This is a genomic window from Brucella sp. JSBI001 (assembly GCF_026014005.1).
Classification (GTDB): Bacteria; Pseudomonadota; Alphaproteobacteria; order Rhizobiales; family Rhizobiaceae; genus Brucella; species Brucella anthropi.
This window is the reverse complement of record NZ_CP110339.1, coordinates 578081-594986: the sequence shown is the minus strand read 5'-3', so window position 1 is coordinate 594986 and position 16906 is coordinate 578081. Positions and strand designations below refer to the sequence as shown.

The following is a 16906-nucleotide window of genomic DNA, read 5'->3' as shown; positions in this document are numbered from 1 at the left end:
GCCGCCCGCGTGCCCGGTGTATTTTATGATGAATATCGCTGAACTGCGACATAACCGGTATTTGCGGGTTCTCTTTGTACCCTTTCGCATGCGTGCACTGGTTCGCGGCAGCGAAATAGGTCTCGTTATAGCTGGTACCGTCATCGGCATTATTTCAGGGCTGATGGTTGCAGCGATTGGCAGCATTTCCCAATGGATGCATCAGGCAATCTTCGCGCTTGAACCCGGCGAGAAACTGAGCTCGGCGGCATCACTGCAACCCAGCGCCTATATCGCGCCACTCGCAGGCGGCATTTTGATGGGGATCGTGATCTGGGTTCTCGCACGCTGGCGCAAACGCCCCATCGTCGATCCTATCGAGGCGAATGCGCTCCATGGCGGACGTCTCTCGCTGACAGACAGCTTCATTCTCGTCGGACAAAACCTGATTTCCAATGGATTTGGCGCATCGGTCGGGCTTGAAGCTGCCTATACGCAGCTTGCGAGCGGTTTCGCATCCCGTATCGGCCGGGCGCTCAAGCTTCGTCGCGCAGATTTGCGAACACTCGTCGGCTGTGGTGCTGCCGCTGCCATTGCAAGCGCCTTCAACGCCCCGCTGACTGGTGCATTCTACGCATTCGAACTCATCATCGGCGTCTATTCGATTGCCACGCTGGCGCCCGTCGTCGTGGCAGCCATAGTTGGTGCACTGGTGACCCAGGCAATCGGTGGGGCGCCGTTCATCATCGATATCGGTCAGATAAACGACATCACGCCGCGCGACTACGTGCCAGCACTCGTTCTGGGTTTCTTTTCGGCAGGTATTGCAATTCTCATCATGCGTGGAGTCACTTTTGTTGAAACGGCCGCGCGACGCAGCGTAGTGCCCAATGTTTTGGCGCCAGCAATCGGTGGTGCCGTTGTCGGTATGATCGCATTCTTTTCTCCGCAGGTTCTGGCATCGGGCCACGGAGCGTTGCACCTCGATCTGAATGCAAACATTACAATACCGGCATTGTTGCTGCTGATCTTCACCAAGTCTCTCGCTTCCGCCGTCTCCATCGGTGCTGGCTTTCGTGGGGGCTTGTTCTTCGCATCGCTATTTCTGGGGGCACTGACGGGCAAGCTGTTTGCAGCCGTGGCCGGAGCAGTTTTACCTGCCGGTTTGGCACTTGCGCCTGAAGTATATGCAGTTATCGGCATGAGCTCACTTGCCGTCGCCGTCGTTGGCGGTCCGATGACCATGACCTTCCTTGCATTGGAACTTACCGGCGATTTTCCAATCGCAATGCTAGTCCTCGGAGCTGTCGTCTCGTCCTCGCTGATGGTGCGGAAGACCTTCGGTTACTCCTTCGCAACATGGCGCTTCCACCTCCGTGGCGAGGCCATCCGGTCCGCCCACGATATCGGCTGGATACGCAATCTAACCGTAAACCGGATGATGCGTCACGATGTCCGGACCGTCCTGATAGATACCGACATCGAAACATTCCGGCATGATTTCCCGCTAGGATCGACCCAACGCGTGATCGCGGTCGATGCTGAAGGACGCTATGTCGGCATGATCCCTGTTCCGGAAGTCTATTCCGACAGCTTCGACACATCCGACGGAGAGCACAATATCAGCGAGCTTCTCAAATATCAGGATGAGTTCCTGTTGCCGCAGATGAATGCCAAGGAGGCCGTCGCGCGTTTCGACCGGGCAGAAAGCGAAGCGCTGGCTGTTGTAAACAATGCGCAGGAGCGCAAAGTGCTCGGTCTTCTCAGTGAAGCGCACACGCTGCGTCGCTACAGCGAAGAACTGGACCGGCGACGCCGTGAAGTTTCCGGTGAGGTCTGAATTCGAACCAGCCGCGATTTGACGGCTTCGCCATAAAGGTGTAGCTCAATCGCGGTGTTACCGGCTGCTGCCGGTGCCCACTCCTCCCAATAAAAAGGCTATGATCATGGCGGCACCGTCCCTCATCATTTTCGATTGCGATGGCGTTTTGGTGGATTCCGAAATCATCGCGGCAGAAGTCGAATCCGCCCTCCTCACCGAAGCTGGTTATCAGATCGCAGCTGATGAAATGGCCGAGCGTTTTGCCGGTCTGACGTGGCAGGATATTCTTCTGACGGTAGAGCGCGAAGCCGGAATTCCACTTTCAGCATCGCTTCTCGACAAGTCTGAAAAGATTCTGGACGAGAAACTCGAGAACGAAGTTCAGGCGGTTGAGGATATCGTGGAAGTGGTCTCGGCGCTAAAGCTGCCGAAGTGCATCTGCTCTAACTCGACCAGCCATCGGCTGGAAAGCATGCTGAAACGTGTCGGCCTTTACGAACTATTTGTGCCGAACATCTTTTCGGCCAAGGAAGTCGGCACTAAAAAGACCAAGCCTGCGCCAGACGTGTTCCTTTATGCGGCCAAGCAATTCGGAGTCGATCCGAAAGATGTCATCGTGATTGAAGATTCTGCACATGGCATTCAGGGCGCTCGCGCCGCTGGCATGCGTGTGATCGGCTTTACGGGTGGTGCTCACACCTATCCGGGGCATGCCGACAAGCTGACCGATGCCGGTGCGGAAACCGTCATCCATCGCCACAAGGACCTGCCGAGCGTTATCGAGGCCCTGTCCGTCTGGACCGATGCCTGAGTGAATTAATCCGACGCCTGGCTTTTGTCAGGCGGCGGATTGCTTGTTGCGCCCCTTGGGCGGAGCATTGAGAATTGCTAGAAGCTCTTCGGCTTCGCTCTCCGAGAGGCCGATCAGCATACGGGTTCCCATGATGACGGGTTCGCCAGTGGACGTATCGAAGATCGCCCAGGTGTCCGTCGGCTCGAGAATGCGTTCATATTTGTGTTTCATGAGAACACACTAGCGTAAACCTGTTGCCATTCATTTCACGCAGGCAGTCGCATTTAATTAGAATTTTATCGATCCGCATTTTTCTACAGACCATTTCATTCAAACAGATCTCGATACAGCTTTCCTACGCTTTTGCCTGGCTTTGGGCGAACCGGTGGTTACCAGCGTCACGGCGTCATCGGCACGCATAGGTTTGCCATAAAACCAGCCTTGCGCAGTCATCGGCGTTTTCATCTTGCGGAAATAATCAGCCTGGGCTTCTGTCTCGATCCCTTCAATGACAAGGTCAAGATTATGCTGCCGCGCCATCGATATGATCTGCGGAACGATAGACACCGTCTGACTATCAGTACAGACGGTGCGCGTGAATGCCTTGTCAATTTTGATCGCATCAATCTGTAACTCGCCAAGATAGGCAAGGCTTGAATAACCCGTTCCGAAATCGTCGATATAGACCCTGTGGCCCTGTTCACGAAGCCGTCTGATTCCTTCCGACGCTTTCGAGAAATCCACCGCTGTACGTTCTGTAAGCTCAAGACCGATCTGGCTGGGATCGATACCTGCATCGCGCAGTTTCGGCTGGATACTGTTCTGGAAGAACGACGCCTGGACGTCACTCGCAGTAATATTGATATTGATCTGAATGTTCCGGTTGCGGCGGAGCAAATCCCCCATCTCCTCGATAACACGTTCGACGACATAGGCTGTTACCCGGCCGGCCATGCCTCTCTCTTCTGCTTCCGCGATAAATACGTCAGGCGGAATCAGATCACCGGTTTGCAGCTGCCAACGCACCAAGGCCTCAAAGCCTGTCACTTTAGCATCTGCCACATTGACCACCGGCTGGTAGACCAGCTCAAGCTGCCGGGCATTCAGCGCTTTGTTGAGCATGGAAGCCAGAGGACGCTCGCGATTACGATAAGCAAACCAGCTCAAGCCAAGAGAAGCACTGATAATCAGACCAAAACTGATTGCTATGAAGGATTTCCATTGGGCTGACGCACTGGAATTGTCCAGCCGCACTTCGAGAGCAATGCAGACGCCGGTGTTGTCATCGCAACGATATTCCGTGATGATTTTGCTCAAAACATCGTATTTTCGCCCGAGGTCAGTGAAATTCGGGGCTGGCAGATTGCCTGAGGGATAGCCGTAAAGGCGTGCGAAATGTTTCAGATCCGCGTCGCGCATATAAACAGCGAAGCCGTATTGCGGCGTGTGGAGTAGATCGAATGCAACAGAACTTAATACAACATTGGCCCCGCCATTACCGATCACCGAACCAAGGCTGCCCGGTGTAATCAGAGATCTCTCGCCATAAACATAGGTGCCATCGCTCAAATGAATGTCGGCAGGCGATCGGCTTGGCTGCTCTGGAATATCGCTAAGAAGCGTCGAACAGATCAGGCGATCTCCACGGAACCTGCCAATATCTTTGATATGATATCCCGAAAAAACCAGCTTGCGCAGATAGGTCATTTCTTCCGCGGAGCACATTTTATAGGGGGAACGATTGGCTGCGTCGATTGTTTCGTGGGCCGAAATGGCCAGACGATTAGCATGAGCAACCAACGCGGCCATGTAAATATTCATGTGCCGCTCTTCATCGACTATTCGAAATCTGTTACCTACCCACTGCCCGAAAGCTGCACCTAGAAACAGCATAAAAAGCAAAATAAGCGGAACAGGCTGTAGAAGTTTACTGCGATCAAATCGCATATGATCCGTGCCCCTAAAATATATCACAGTATGCCCGGGTATTAACGTCTCCAGCTATCGCTGCCGCCTAATGATGCCACTAAAAACCCGACATTAAAAATCATAACACGGAACAGATCGATCGCATGATTACCATTCAAACTGTCATTAATGCAGGATTAAAATAAGTGAACTCAGCAGACCCATCGACAGTTCACCCAAAAATAAAATATCAATAATTAATGCGCGGGATAAAATCTCCGCGCATTACTCAAAAGAATTATACTGTCAGTAAATACCTATCGGAAATTCCTTACTTGGTATTGTACGGACCTTCGTCAAAACCAACAAAAATCTGGATATTGTTTTTGTCCGCCGTCGGCACGGTGATTGCCTTGTCATTGAAGACAAACTGCGTTGCGGTATCTCCATTGGCTATCGTAACCGCCTGCTTGTGCAGCTTGGAATAGATGACCTGATCGCCCTGGCGGACGGCAACACGGATTGGCATAGTGATGGTGCCGCTCTTGTATTTTGGTCCGGGTACAACCTTACCGGCAGCAGCGACATCAATCGTCATGGTCCCTGCGCCATGTTGGCAGGCGCGGGTCGTATCGGTCAGGGCGGCTTGATAGATCACACGCGCGGGATCCTTGTCACCGCCCTTCTCATATGTATTGAAGAAGGCCGTGCCGTCACGCAGCGAAACCGAAGGACAGAAGGCGCGCAACTCGGATTCCTTGATGCGCTGGTCGCCAGTGGCGGCGGGAGTGGTCAAGGAAGAACCTGGACCTCCGTCGGCGGCCTTATCAGTGCCACTGGTTGTGCAGCCTGCAAGGGCTGCGAGCAAAACCGTTGCAAAGACTGAAAAAAACGATGAACGATTCTGTGGTGCTGTTTGCATAAACCCGGCTTCCCTGCACTGATCGACCTGTCTTTTACATCACGCATGTGTGTAGCGCGATGACGTTTTCCCGTTTTTTGCTCCAGAGAGCAACCCCCATCCGCGTCAACATGCTTTAAAACCTTGCGGCTTTTTTAGGGACGCTCTATTGCATTACCCGGCTCAAAACCGCTCCGATCCGAAATGAAGGCCCAAGAAATGAAATATGTAAGCACGCGTGGGGAAGCGCCGGTCCTGGGGTTCAGCGACGCATTACTCGCCGGTCTAGCCCGGGACGGCGGTCTCTATCTGCCACAGGATTATCCTCAGTTTTCGCCAGAACAGATCCGCGACCTGCGCGGAAAATCCTATGTGGATATCGCACTGGCCGTGCTCACTCCATTTGTCGACGGCGAAATTCCGCATTCAGATTTCCGCCAAATGGTGCACGAAGCCTACGGGACTTTCCGCCACGATGCGGTCTGCCCACTGGTTCAAACGGGCGCGAATGAATTCGTACTTGAGCTTTTCCACGGCCCGACGCTTGCCTTCAAGGATGTCGCCATGCAGCTTCTCGCTCGCATGATGGACTATGTTCTGGCGCAACGCGGCGAACGTGCAACCATTGTCGGCGCCACATCGGGCGACACGGGCGGTGCGGCAATCGAAGCCTTCGGCGGTCGTGATAATACCGACATCTTCATCCTGTTCCCGAACGGGCGCGTTTCGCCGGTGCAGCAGCGCCAGATGACATCGTCCGGCTTCTCCAATGTTCATGCCCTTTCCATTGAAGGCAATTTTGACGATTGCCAGAATCTTGTGAAAGGCATGTTCAATGACCTTCAGTTTCGCGATGCGCTGTCGCTTTCGGGTGTAAACTCGATCAACTGGGCGCGCATCATGCCGCAGGTCGTCTATTACTTTACGGCGGCGCTGAGCCTCGGCGCGCCGGATCGCGCTGTATCTTTCACCGTACCAACGGGCAATTTCGGCGATATTTTCGCGGGCTACGTCGCCAAGCGCATGGGTCTCCCCATCGACCAGCTGATTATCGCCACCAACGATAACGACATTCTCTCACGCACGCTGGAAACCGGCGCGTATGAAATGCGCGGCGTTGCACAGACGACATCGCCTTCGATGGACATCCAGATTTCCTCGAACTTCGAGCGTCTCCTGTTCGAAGCACATGGACGCGATGCAGCAGCACTGCGCGGCCTGATGGACAGCCTGAAACAGTCGGGCGGCTTCTCGATCTCCGAAAAGCCGCTCTCGGCGATCCGCAGCGAATTTTCTGCGGGCCGCTCGACCGTCGATGAGACCGCGGAAACGATCAAATCCGTGCTTGAGGCGGACGGCTATCTGCTTGATCCGCATTCGGCAATTGGCCTGAAGGTCGCTCGCGAAAATGTGTCCAATGCAGCGCCGATGGTTGTCCTAGCAACCGCACATCCGGCCAAATTCCCTGATGCTGTAAAGGCTGCAAGCGGTGTCGAACCGCAGCTTCCGGCATGGCTTTCGGACTTGATGGAACGAAAAGAAAGCTTCACAGTTCTTCACAACGACCTGAAAATCGTGGAAGAATACGTTCGCCGCCATTCGAGAGCTTAAAAATACCGGCTCCGAGACGAGAACCAGAGCGGGAATGCAGGGAGCAGTTTGCTTATGGGTGTTGAAGTAACGCGTCTTTCCAATGGATTGACGATAGCCACCGATACGATGTCCCACGTGGAAAGCGTGGCGCTTGGAATTTGGGTCAAGGCCGGTGCGCGAAACGAAGCTGCCGACAGGCATGGCATTGCTCATCTTCTTGAGCATATGGCATTCAAGGGAACTGAAAACCGTACTGCCTGGCAAATAGCATCGGATATCGAAAATGTCGGCGGCGAAATCAATGCGGCCACCAGCGTCGAGACCACGTCCTATTATGCGCGCGTTCTACGCAATGACGTGCCGTTGGCCATCGATATCCTCTCCGATATCCTGACCGCCTCCAAATTCGACGAAGCTGAACTGGAGCGCGAGAAGCAGGTCATCATGCAGGAAATCGGCGCGGCACACGACACGCCCGACGATATTGTTTTCGACCGTTTCACCGAAACAGCTTACCGCCATCAGCCGATCGGGCGCGCCATTCTCGGCGAACCTGAGACGGTGATGTCTTTCACCTCCGCCGATCTGCGCCAATATATGGACGAGCAATACAGCGCCGACCGCATGGTCGTGACGGCTGCAGGCGGCGTCGATCACGACGCCTTCGTGAAGGAAGTCGAAAAACGCCTCGGAGGCTTCCGCGCCCACAATACAGCCCCCACGCTCGACCTTGCTCACTATGTCGGTGGCGATTTTCGAGAAAATCGCGAACTCATGGATGCGCAAGTTCTGATCGGCTTCGAAGGACGCGCTTATCACGTACGCGATTTCTACGCCTCGCAGCTTCTCTCCATGGTCCTTGGCGGCGGCATGTCCTCACGCCTCTTTCAGGAAGTACGCGAAAAGCGCGGCCTCTGCTATTCGGTCTATGCCTTCCATTGGGGCTTCTCGGATACCGGCTTGTTCGGCATCCACGCTGCAACGGGTCGCGACGAACTGGTCGAACTCGTACCCGTTCTGATCGATGAACTGCACAAGGCAGCCGACTCCATCAGTCTGGAAGAAGTGGACCGGGCACGCGCGCAGTATCGTGCAAGCCTTCTTATGTCGCAGGAGAGCGCCGCAAGCCGCGCGGGACAGGTTGCGCGCCAGTTCCTGCTCTATGGGCGTCCTGTCGAGAATAGCGAGCTGATGGACCGTCTTTCGCTCATTACGCCTGAACGTTTGACGGATCTGGCCGGACGACTGTTCCTTGACAGCAAGCCCACCATCGCCGGTGTCGGCCCGATTGGACGACTGATGAGCTTCGACGGGCTGTCGGATGCTCTTTCCACCAGCGCACATGCGAGAAAGATCGCTGTTTAAGGGAATATGTAATTAGGGGAATAGGGGAGTATGTGACGTTGAACATTTTGTCTTTGCTACTCCCTTCTCCCTCCACTCCCTTTCTCCCCTGAATGTCATGATCGGCCTGCCTTTCCGTAGAAGCAATCCGACCGTCCTGCGTGGGCAGCGCATCTATCTGCGCGAGCCGATGATGAGTGATTTTGCGAGCTGGGCCAGCTTGCGGGAACAGAGCCGCGCGTTTCTGGCACCATGGGAGCCGACATGGCCCGCTGACGACCTTACCAAAAGCGCCTTCCGCCATCGGATGCGGCGTTTTCAAGATGAAATATCGGCTGGAACCGGCTACCCGTTTTTTGTGTTCCGCAACAGTGACAACAAACTTGTCGGCGGCATTACTCTCGGGAATATCCGGCGTGGTGTCGGCCAGAATGGCATGATCGGCTACTGGAGCGGCGAGCCTTACGCTGGCAAGGGCTATATGACCGAAGCCCTATCGCTGGTTATCCCCTTCGCATTCGATCAACTCCGGTTGCACCGGATTGAAGCAGCCTGTATCCCTCATAATGAGCGTTCGATACGGCTTCTCGAAAAAGCCGGATTTGAGAGAGAAGGACTGCTGCGTTCCTATCTCAAGATAAACGGCTTCTGGCAGGACCACCTGCTTTTCGCCCTTATAGAAAGCGACAAACGTATGACGGATAACCGCATGATCAATGGCAAGGTTGGACGCTCGTGACGGGTTTTGCGGATAAGTGGTTTGTTGCTGGTGTGCGATTTCTCGCGCTCATGGTTTTTCTGACCGTTTCGGTCGTCCAGGCATCGGCCATTGAACCGATCAAGATTTCCAAGGAAGATACTGCCCTCGACCTGTCTCGCGCTGTCGAACTTCTGCGCAACAAGGGCGAAAGCGTGCAGGTATCGACCGCACCGGGTCCTGACGGCATTGTCCGCCGCATCGAAGTGCAGGCCGATCAGAACAGTAAGGCATCCGGCGACTGGGCCGCTTTCTCGATTGCAAATCCCACCGACGAGCAGATCGACCGCCTGATTGTGGCTCCGCATTTCCGTCTTGTCGGCTCCGGCGTCATTTGGCCCGATCTTGGCTCCCCGCGTATTGCATCGATCACACCAAGCGAGGGCTTTGCCCTCGACCGCCAGCCAAGCGCCGATGCAGACGTTTTCCGCATTACGCTCAATCCGGGCAGCGTTGTCACCTTCGTGGCCGAACTGTCTTCGCACAACTTGCCCCAGCTCTATCTCTGGGAGCCGGAAGCCTACAAGGACGCGGTTAACTCCTACACGCTTTATCGCGGTATTCTGCTTGGCATTTCCGGACTGCTGGCGCTGTTTCTGACCATCCTTTTCGTCGTCAAGGGCACTTCGCTGTTCCCTGCAACCGCCGCACTTGCGTGGGCGGTTCTGGCCTATATCTGCGTCGATTTCGGCTTCTGGAACAAGTTGATGGAGATAACGCCGGGCAATGAGCAAATCTGGCGCGCGGGCACCGAAGTGGCACTTGCCGCCTCACTTGTGATTTTCCTGTTCACCTATCTCAATCTCAACCGCTGGCACGATCATTTCAGCTACGGCGCGGTAACATGGGTTCTGGGTCTGCTGGCACTTGCAGGGGTTGCCGTCTTCGATCCGCCCGTGGCTTCCGGTATTGCGCGTATTTCGCTGGCACTTACCGTTGTGTCCGGTGTCGCTATTATCGGCTATCTGGCGGTCAAAGGGTATGATCGCGCCGTCATGTTGATACCAGCCTGGCTTCTTACCCTCATATGGCTTTTGGGTGCCTGGATGACGGTTTCGGGCAGGCTCGATAATGATATCGTGCAACCTGCCCTTGGCGGTGGTCTTGTCCTCATCGTTCTTCTGATCGGCTTTACCGTCATGCAGCACGCCTTCGCTGGCGGGGCGCTGCAACAGGGCCTTCTGTCCGACATGGAGCGACAGGCTCTCGCCGTCATCGGTGCGGGGGATATCGTATGGGATTGGGACGTACCGCGCGACCGCGTGGTGACCACGCCCGACATAGCCAATTATCTTGGCAATACGGCCAACAGCCTGCAAGGTCCGGTGCGCAACTGGCTTCCCGCCATGCACGCCGACGACCGCGACCGCTTCCGCTCGACGCTTGATGCCATTTTGGAAAACCGGCGTGGACGTATCGGTCAGATTTTCCGGCTCCGTGCCAATGATGGCCACTATCACTGGTATGCGCTTCGTGCACGCCCCGTCATTGGCTCAGATGGCGAAGTGGTGCGTTGTGTCGGCACGCTGGTCAATGTAACGGAACAGAAAAAGGCCGAAGAACGCCTGTTGCACGATGCGGTGCACGACAATCTGACCGGGCTTCCAAACCGCGAACTGTTCCTCGATCGTCTCAGCAATGTCATGAACATGGCGCGTGGTGAAAGCAATCTGCATCCAACGGTATTCATCATCGACATAGACCGCTTCAAGCAGGTCAACGACAGCCTTGGTATGTCAGCGGGCGATACGATCCTCCTGACGATTTCGCGCCGTCTGGCGCGCCTCATGAAGCCGCAGGATACACTCTCGCGCCTGTCTTCCGACCAGTTCGGCCTGCTGCTCGCCTCTGAAAGCGATCCGGGGCGCATCGCCTCCTTTGCCGAGGCTCTGCGTCAAGCCGTACGTGCACCGATTGCCTATGCAAAGCGCGAAATTGTTCTGACAGCGTCCGTCGGCCTGATTACCTGGACGAAGACAGCAACAACCGCCGAAGACTTCGTGAAAGACGCCGAACTTGCCATGTATCAGGCGAAGCGCTTCAGCGGTGACCGCATCGAGCCATTCCGTCCAGCCTTCAGGGCCATCGGCAGCGACAAACTCCAGCTTGAATCCGATCTGCGACGCGCGCTGGAACGCGACGAGATCAGCCTCGTCTATCAGCCCATCGTCAAGCTCGACGAGGGCACGATTGCCGGTTTCGAAGCGCTCATGCGCTGGGAGCACCCACGGCGCGGCGCCATTTCGCCCTCGGAATTCATTCCGATTGCCGAGAATTCCGGCCTTATCATCCAGCTTGGCCTGTTTGCGATGCAACGGGCTGCAGAAGATCTGTTCGCATGGCAGGAACAATTCCCGAAGCTCGACCTTTTCGTTTCGGTCAATCTGTCATCCACACAACTCATCCGTCAGGACCTCATCAACGATGTCCGCTCGGTGCTTTCGCGCATTCATCTCAATCCGGGCAGCCTCAAGCTTGAACTGACTGAATCCGTCCTCATGGAGAACCCGGAGCAATCCACACACGTGCTCGCACGGCTTAAAACGATGGGTATTGGCTTATCGCTTGACGATTTCGGAACCGGATATTCTTCACTGGCTTATCTCACGCGCTTCCCGTTCGACATCATCAAGATCGACCGATCCTTCGTGAAGGGCGACCAGCCGCAGAAAGCCACCCTGCTGCGTTCAATTGTGAGCATGGCGCATGATCTTGGTCTTGCTGTCGTGACCGAAGGTGTGGAGAGCGAAAGCGATGCGCTTCAGCTTCGTCAGATGGGTTGCGAATATGTGCAGAGCTTCATGTTCGGCCAGCCGACGAGCCGCGACGAAGCAACCCGCATGATCCGTGAACAGCTCGACGCTGCGGCGGCCTGATTTGGGCAGTAGGAAAATATGGTCGTTTCGGCCGTACGCAATTCAAACATATTGCCTTACTGCCCTATTGCCTTAATCCTGCTCTCAAGCATGCCCTGCATCGGAAACAAGCCGGGACATATCGATGCCCATATGGAGCATCAGGCGCGAATATTTGCCCTCGATGTCGCTGTCGAACAGCATGTCGAGCGGCGCGTCGCAGGTTAGCCAGCCATTCTCGGCAAGTTCCACCTCGATCTGGCCCGGCGCCCAGCCGGAATAGCCTAGCGCCATCAGCGCGCGTGACGGCCCCCTGCCCCCGTAAATGGCGCGCAGAATATCGACCGTTGCTGTGAGGCAGACTTCCTCCGAAACCGGCATGGTGGAATCAACCATGTAATCATCGGAATGCAACACGAAGCCGCGCGTGCGGTCCACAGGCCCGCCATTGCGTACCATCATATGCTGCGCGCGATCCGGCAGAATAATCAGCTCATCCTCATCGATGACCCCGATCTGACGCAGAAGGTCTGGAAATTCGACCGGCTGAAGCTGATTGATGATGAAGCCCATCGCGCCTTCATCGGAATGCGCACAAATATAGACCACCGACCGGGCAAAACGCTCGTCGCTCATTCCGGGCATGGCAAGCAGGAACTGCCCGTTCAGAAAACCCTGCTCCTTGTTTGGCGCCTTGAGAATGGTCATGAATATGAAGGTAGCAAGACTACGCAAAATAACAATGGTCATTTATTTCCCGCCTCGGATTCGACGTGAAAACTCGTTCGGATAACCAACTAGGCTTCCTCAGCACAAGCAACCGATGGACGTCGCAGCTCGACATTATTGGACTTGAAGCGACCATCTTTTCATTCCATCTTTTGCCCATGAACATCCGAACTCTTGCACTCGCACCGTTTCTGTTGGCCTCGCTGGTACTTCCGGCATTGGCCTCGACCTCTGACTGGACCGAGACGCCCGGTGGGCGTGTTCGCGTCATCATTGAAGACAACAGCCCGAACAACGCGACCAGCAACGAACGGCGCGGTGCCTTGCAAGTTGAGTTGCAGCCAGGCTGGAAAACCTATTGGCGTAATCCCGGCGATGCAGGAGTTCCGCCGCAGATCAACATCGAAGGTGAGGCGAAAGCACAGATCGATTTTCCTGCACCTGTCCGGTTTGGCGGAGAAGATGAAGGCGGGATTGGATATAAACAGCCCGTTTCACTGCCGATAGTCTTTCACCTCACAGCCGCCGACACGCGGCTGAAAGGCCATGTTTTCCTTGGTGTCTGTGAAAAAATATGCATTCCGGTGCAGGCTACGTTCGAATTCCCACTCAATGAAGATGGACAACAGGATTCGCCACAAGCGATAGCGGCCCGCACGATCATTGAGACTGCGTTCGACCGGCTACCGACGGCGGCAACCTCAACGTTCGGCATAAGCGATGTGAAGCGGGAAGGAGACCAAGCCGTCTTCGATCTTGCTGTTCCCGACCCCGCCGCCCCTGTGGAGCTGTTTGTCGCCAGCGACAAGATCAGGATTTCCGATGCCGTCGCAATTGAAAGTAGTCAGCCCGGCCACCGTTTCACTGCAAAGGTGCACGGGGAGGCAGATAATGCCGTCGTTGACTATACCATCGTGCAGAACGGGAAAGCCGTCTCCGGTCAGGTGACGCTGGATTAGTTTTTCCTGCTTCTATACTTGTTTTAAAATTGTCCAGCGACCTGTTATCGGTTTAACTGTGCCGCCCGCGCTTCGCGGTGCGATTAGAGTTTGACAGTAGGCAGCGGAGCAGACGGCCCCCTGCCCCGAGGAGAAATTAGATGACGATCAAAGTTGGCGACAAGTTGCCTGCAGCGACTTTCAAGGTGAAGACCGCAGACGGCGTCAAGGAAATGACGACCGACGAAGTCTTCAAGGGCAAGAAAGTCGTTCTCTTTGCCGTTCCAGGCGCCTTTACGCCGACCTGCAGCCTCAATCACCTGCCGGGCTATCTCGATAATCGCGACGCGATCCTTGCCAAGGGTGTCGACCAGATCGCGGTTGTTGCGGTGAACGATGCTTTTGTCATGGGCGCTTGGGCACAGAGCACGGGCGGCGAAGGCAAGATCCTCTATCTGGCCGATGGTTCGGCAGTGTTCACAAAAGCGGCAGGCCTTGAGCTCGACGCAACGGCTGGCGGCCTTGGCATTCGTTCTAAGCGTTATTCGGCAATCGTGGAAGACGGTGTGGTCACAACGCTCAACATCGAAGAGCAGGCCGGACAGGCGGTTACATCGGCTGCGTCGGGCATTCTCGAACAGCTTTGATCTAGAGCATTTCCAACGATTTCATTAGAGCGCGTTTCGATCTGACTGGATCAGATCGGCGCTCTAACAAAAAAGGGCGGCAATGCCGCCCTTTTTCATACAAATTTATTGCACTTTCAGTGACTTACGCCCACCATACTTGAATGGCTCCATGCCCTCCCGGGCAAGTTCGTCGGCGCGTTCATTTTCCGGATGTCCGGCATGACCCTTGACCCAATGCCAGTTGACCTTGTGCGGCTTGCGCGCTTCATCAAGCGCCTGCCAAAGCTCAGCATTCTTGACCGGCTTTTTGGCTGCAGTCTTCCAGCCATTGCGTTTCCAGCCTTCGATCCAACCGGAAATGCCGTCACGCACATAGACCGAGTCCGTATAAAGATCGACTTCGCACGGTTCTTTGAGTGCCGAAAGCGCCGAAATAGCCGCCATCAACTCCATGCGGTTGTTAGTCGTGTCGGCTTCACCGCCCTTCAGTTCCTTGACATTATCATTCCAGCGCAGGATCGCGCCCCAGCCGCCGGGGCCGGGATTGCCCGAGCAGGCACCGTCCGTATAAGCCTCAATCCGCTTCACGCAGCTGCTCCCTGCTGCTCAAGACCATATTCGGCAGCAGTTTCGATCTGGCGATGGAAGCGGATCTTGCGCACATACTCCATTGGGTCTTTCTTGACCACGAAACTGCCTTCGGGAACATTCAGCCAGTCATAAAGCCGGGTGAGCATGAAGCGGATGGCGGCCCCACGCGCCAGAACCGGCAGTGCATCGGCTTCCGCCGCAGAGAGCGGACGAACCGAAGTATAGCCGCGCAGCAGTGCTGCACCTTTGGTGCGATTGTAGGAGAAGTCTTTCTCAAAGCACCATGCGTTCAGGCAGACGGCAACGTCGTAGGCCAGAGTGTCCGTGCAAGCGAAATAGAAATCGATGAAGCCCGAAAGCCTGTCACCAAGGAAGAAGACATTATCCGGAAAAAGATCAGCATGGATCACGCCCTGCGGCAGGTCGGCAGGCCAGTTCTTTTCCAGAAAAGCAAGATCAGCTTCCGCCTCGCGGACGAGGCCCGGTTCCACCGTATCCGCGCGCTCACGCGACAGGTTCCACAACGGGCGCCAGTCGGCAAGCGTCAGGCCATTGCGGCGGCGCAGCGAAAAATCAGCTCCTGCCAGATGCATATGTGCCAGCCCTTCGCCGACCGCTTCGCAATGCTCCACCGTCGGGCGGCGCATCCACATGCCTTCAAGAAAAGTGACGATTGCAGCAGGCCGTCCGGCAAGCTCGCCAATTGTCGTGCCATCACGGCGAACCACAGGCTGCGGGCATTCCAGCCCACGGCTAGCCAGATGCTGCATCAGGCCGAGAAAGAACGGCAGATCTTCGCGATTGGTGCGCTTTTCGTAAAGCGTCAGGATAAACGAACCAGAGGTCGTATGCAGAAGATAGTTGGAGTTCTCCACTCCCTCCGCGATACCTTTGTAAGATGTCAGTGTTCCGATATCGTACTGCTGCAGGAAAGCGCCAAGTTCGATTTCATTGATATCCGTATAGACGGCCATGCCGCTTATTTCCCTTGTATGATCTTGGGCATCAATTTCGGAATACCGACCACCCGGTGTTCCCCGTTGACGAATGCCATATCCTGCACCGTCAGTTCCACATCGCGAATCTCGCGATTCACAAGGAAATTCTCGGTTTCGACCGTAGTTTCGGCCAGTTCAATCTTGACGTTGAAGCGTGCTTTGAAGGCATCGATGATTTCATCGACGATGATTTCAGGCGCGGAAGCACCTGCCGATAACCCCACAACCGATATATCACCGATGCGGTCCCACTCGATATCAGCCGCGCGTTGAACCAGCATCGACATCCGTGCGCCCGCCTTCTCCGCTACTTCAACCAGTCGCTTGGAGTTGGAGGAGTTGGGCGCACCGACGATCAGAAAAAGATCGCATCCGGGAGCGGCGGAACGCACTGCATCCTGCCGGTTGGTCGTGGCATAGCAGATCGATTCCGCAGCAGGCGCGGAAAGGTTTGGAAAGCGTGCTTCTAATTCTTCGATAATGCCGGCTGTGTCGTCCACCGAAAGCGTCGTCTGCGTCACGAAGCCGAGATTGTTCTCATCATCGAAATGGCAGCTGCGCGCATCCTCAACCGTTTCGATCAGTGTCACCGCACCGTCCGGCAATTGCCCCATCGTGCCAATCACTTCCGGATGACCGGAATGGCCTATCAGAATGACATGGCGACCGAGGCGCTGATGACGCATGGCCTGCTTATGAACCTTGGAAACCAGCGGACAGGTTGCATCGAGATAGAACAGGTTCTTGGCTTCCGCATCGGCAGGCACCGATTTCGGCACACCGTGGGCGGAGAATACTACCGGCTGATCGCGGTGCTCCGCGGGTATTTCGTGCAGTTCCTCGACAAAGATCGCGCCACGCGACTGCAGACCCTCAACTACATATCGGTTGTGCACGATCTCATGACGAACATAAACCGGCGCGCCATATTTCTTCAGCGCCAGCACAACAATCTGGATCGCCCGGTCCACTCCGGCACAAAAGCCGCGCGGCCCGCAAAGACGAATTTCCAGTGATGGTCGCTGATCGGTCATGAAGCGTGCTCGCAAGGTTCGGCGTGGCTTGAAAC

General features: G+C 55.4%; 15 protein-coding genes. 8 read left to right on the top strand and 7 right to left on the bottom strand.

All coding sequences use genetic code 11. The features are described from left to right. Positions 1-28: 28 nt before the first annotated feature. Complete coding sequence (locus LJ361_RS02785; RefSeq protein WP_029925486.1) at positions 29-1819, top strand: chloride channel protein; 1791 nt, start codon at positions 29-31, stop codon at positions 1817-1819. Positions 1820-1925: 106 nt separating this feature from the next. Beyond that, on the top strand, positions 1926-2612 hold the full coding sequence (locus LJ361_RS02780) for an HAD family hydrolase (RefSeq protein ID WP_010658418.1): 687 nt from the start codon (positions 1926-1928) through the stop codon (positions 2610-2612). A 27-nt stretch (positions 2613-2639) separates the two neighbouring features. On the opposite strand, the gene LJ361_RS02775 is transcribed toward LJ361_RS02780, so the two are convergent. The 3 genes from LJ361_RS02775 to LJ361_RS02765 all read right to left on the bottom strand — a co-directional run bounded on the left by LJ361_RS02775 (position 2640) and on the right by LJ361_RS02765 (position 5424). Continuing rightward, a complete protein-coding gene (locus tag LJ361_RS02775; protein ID WP_010658417.1) occupies positions 2640-2825 on the bottom strand; it encodes a hypothetical protein in 186 nt (61 codons plus the stop codon). 99 nt (positions 2826-2924) lie between these two features. Continuing rightward, positions 2925-4541 carry an EAL domain-containing protein gene (locus LJ361_RS02770; protein WP_264812617.1) on the bottom strand — a complete coding sequence of 539 codons (1617 nt, stop codon included), beginning with the start codon at positions 4539-4541 and terminating at the stop codon, positions 2925-2927. A gap of 292 nt (positions 4542-4833) precedes the next feature. Then, the gene (locus LJ361_RS02765; protein WP_264812615.1) at positions 4834-5424 is read right to left on the bottom strand and encodes a hypothetical protein; all 591 of its coding nucleotides are present in this window, start codon (positions 5422-5424) and stop codon (positions 4834-4836) included. Between the two features lie 198 nt (positions 5425-5622). On the opposite strand from LJ361_RS02765, the gene thrC reads away from it, so the two are divergent. From thrC to pdeA, 4 genes are all read left to right on the top strand, one after another. Beyond that, complete coding sequence (gene thrC, locus LJ361_RS02760; RefSeq protein WP_264812613.1) at positions 5623-7014, top strand: threonine synthase; 1392 nt, start codon at positions 5623-5625, stop codon at positions 7012-7014. A gap of 54 nt (positions 7015-7068) precedes the next feature. After that, the gene (locus LJ361_RS02755; RefSeq protein ID WP_010658413.1) at positions 7069-8361 is read left to right on the top strand and encodes a M16 family metallopeptidase; all 1293 of its coding nucleotides are present in this window, start codon (positions 7069-7071) and stop codon (positions 8359-8361) included. Between the two features lie 97 nt (positions 8362-8458). Continuing rightward, positions 8459-9079: a GNAT family N-acetyltransferase gene (locus LJ361_RS02750; protein ID WP_010658412.1), complete on the top strand. Its 621-nt coding sequence runs from the start codon at positions 8459-8461 to the stop codon at positions 9077-9079. 50 nt (positions 9080-9129) lie between these two features. Further along, complete coding sequence (pdeA, locus tag LJ361_RS02745; RefSeq protein WP_413775050.1) at positions 9130-11973, top strand: phosphodiesterase PdeA; 2844 nt, start codon at positions 9130-9132, stop codon at positions 11971-11973. A gap of 84 nt (positions 11974-12057) precedes the next feature. Here pdeA and LJ361_RS02740 read toward each other — a convergent pair whose 3' ends face one another. Next, positions 12058-12660, bottom strand: a complete 603-nt coding sequence (locus LJ361_RS02740) for a YqgE/AlgH family protein (protein WP_029925498.1) — start codon at positions 12658-12660, stop codon at positions 12058-12060. A gap of 179 nt (positions 12661-12839) precedes the next feature. Here LJ361_RS02740 and LJ361_RS02735 point away from each other — a divergent pair, with 179 nt between their 5' ends. Beyond that, positions 12840-13640, top strand: coding sequence for a protein-disulfide reductase DsbD domain-containing protein (locus tag LJ361_RS02735; RefSeq protein ID WP_036581273.1), 801 nt, complete (start codon positions 12840-12842; stop codon positions 13638-13640). A gap of 140 nt (positions 13641-13780) precedes the next feature. Beyond that, on the top strand, positions 13781-14266 hold the full coding sequence (locus LJ361_RS02730; RefSeq protein ID WP_010658408.1) for a peroxiredoxin: 486 nt from the start codon (positions 13781-13783) through the stop codon (positions 14264-14266). 105 nt (positions 14267-14371) lie between these two features. On the opposite strand, the gene rnhA is transcribed toward LJ361_RS02730, so the two are convergent. Genes rnhA through ispH form a run of 3 tightly spaced genes read right to left on the bottom strand, consistent with a single transcriptional unit; the run spans position 14372 to position 16871 of the window. Next, entirely contained in the window at positions 14372-14836 is a 465-nt protein-coding gene (gene rnhA, locus LJ361_RS02725) for a ribonuclease HI (protein WP_012090854.1), read from the bottom strand. Then, positions 14833-15813 carry a homoserine kinase gene (locus LJ361_RS02720; protein ID WP_040129764.1) on the bottom strand — a complete coding sequence of 327 codons (981 nt, stop codon included), beginning with the start codon at positions 15811-15813 and terminating at the stop codon, positions 14833-14835. The genes rnhA and LJ361_RS02720 overlap by 4 nt, the downstream gene beginning before the upstream one ends. Positions 15814-15818: 5 nt before the next feature. Continuing rightward, positions 15819-16871 (bottom strand): 4-hydroxy-3-methylbut-2-enyl diphosphate reductase, encoded by a 1053-nt coding sequence (gene ispH, locus LJ361_RS02715; RefSeq protein ID WP_105528884.1) that lies wholly within the window; start codon positions 16869-16871, stop codon positions 15819-15821. Between the last annotated feature and the right edge of the window lie 35 nt (positions 16872-16906).

Coding starts and splice junctions, on each gene's coding strand:
- LJ361_RS02785 (WP_029925486.1), top strand. CDS start 29: ATGAATATCGCTGAACTGCGACATAACCGGTATTTGCGGGTTCTCTTT.
- LJ361_RS02780 (WP_010658418.1), top strand. CDS start 1,926: ATGGCGGCACCGTCCCTCATCATTTTCGATTGCGATGGCGTTTTGGTG.
- LJ361_RS02775 (WP_010658417.1), bottom strand. CDS start 2,825: ATGAAACACAAATATGAACGCATTCTCGAGCCGACGGACACCTGGGCG.
- LJ361_RS02770 (WP_264812617.1), bottom strand. CDS start 4,541: ATGCGATTTGATCGCAGTAAACTTCTACAGCCTGTTCCGCTTATTTTG.
- LJ361_RS02765 (WP_264812615.1), bottom strand. CDS start 5,424: ATGCAAACAGCACCACAGAATCGTTCATCGTTTTTTTCAGTCTTTGCA.
- thrC (WP_264812613.1), top strand. CDS start 5,623: ATGAAATATGTAAGCACGCGTGGGGAAGCGCCGGTCCTGGGGTTCAGC.
- LJ361_RS02755 (WP_010658413.1), top strand. CDS start 7,069: ATGGGTGTTGAAGTAACGCGTCTTTCCAATGGATTGACGATAGCCACC.
- LJ361_RS02750 (WP_010658412.1), top strand. CDS start 8,459: ATGATCGGCCTGCCTTTCCGTAGAAGCAATCCGACCGTCCTGCGTGGG.
- pdeA (WP_413775050.1), top strand. CDS start 9,130: ATGGTTTTTCTGACCGTTTCGGTCGTCCAGGCATCGGCCATTGAACCG.
- LJ361_RS02740 (WP_029925498.1), bottom strand. CDS start 12,660: ATGACCATTCTCAAGGCGCCAAACAAGGAGCAGGGTTTTCTGAACGGG.
- LJ361_RS02735 (WP_036581273.1), top strand. CDS start 12,840: ATGAACATCCGAACTCTTGCACTCGCACCGTTTCTGTTGGCCTCGCTG.
- LJ361_RS02730 (WP_010658408.1), top strand. CDS start 13,781: ATGACGATCAAAGTTGGCGACAAGTTGCCTGCAGCGACTTTCAAGGTG.
- LJ361_RS02720 (WP_040129764.1), bottom strand. CDS start 15,813: ATGGCCGTCTATACGGATATCAATGAAATCGAACTTGGCGCTTTCCTG.
- ispH (WP_105528884.1), bottom strand. CDS start 16,871: ATGACCGATCAGCGACCATCACTGGAAATTCGTCTTTGCGGGCCGCGC.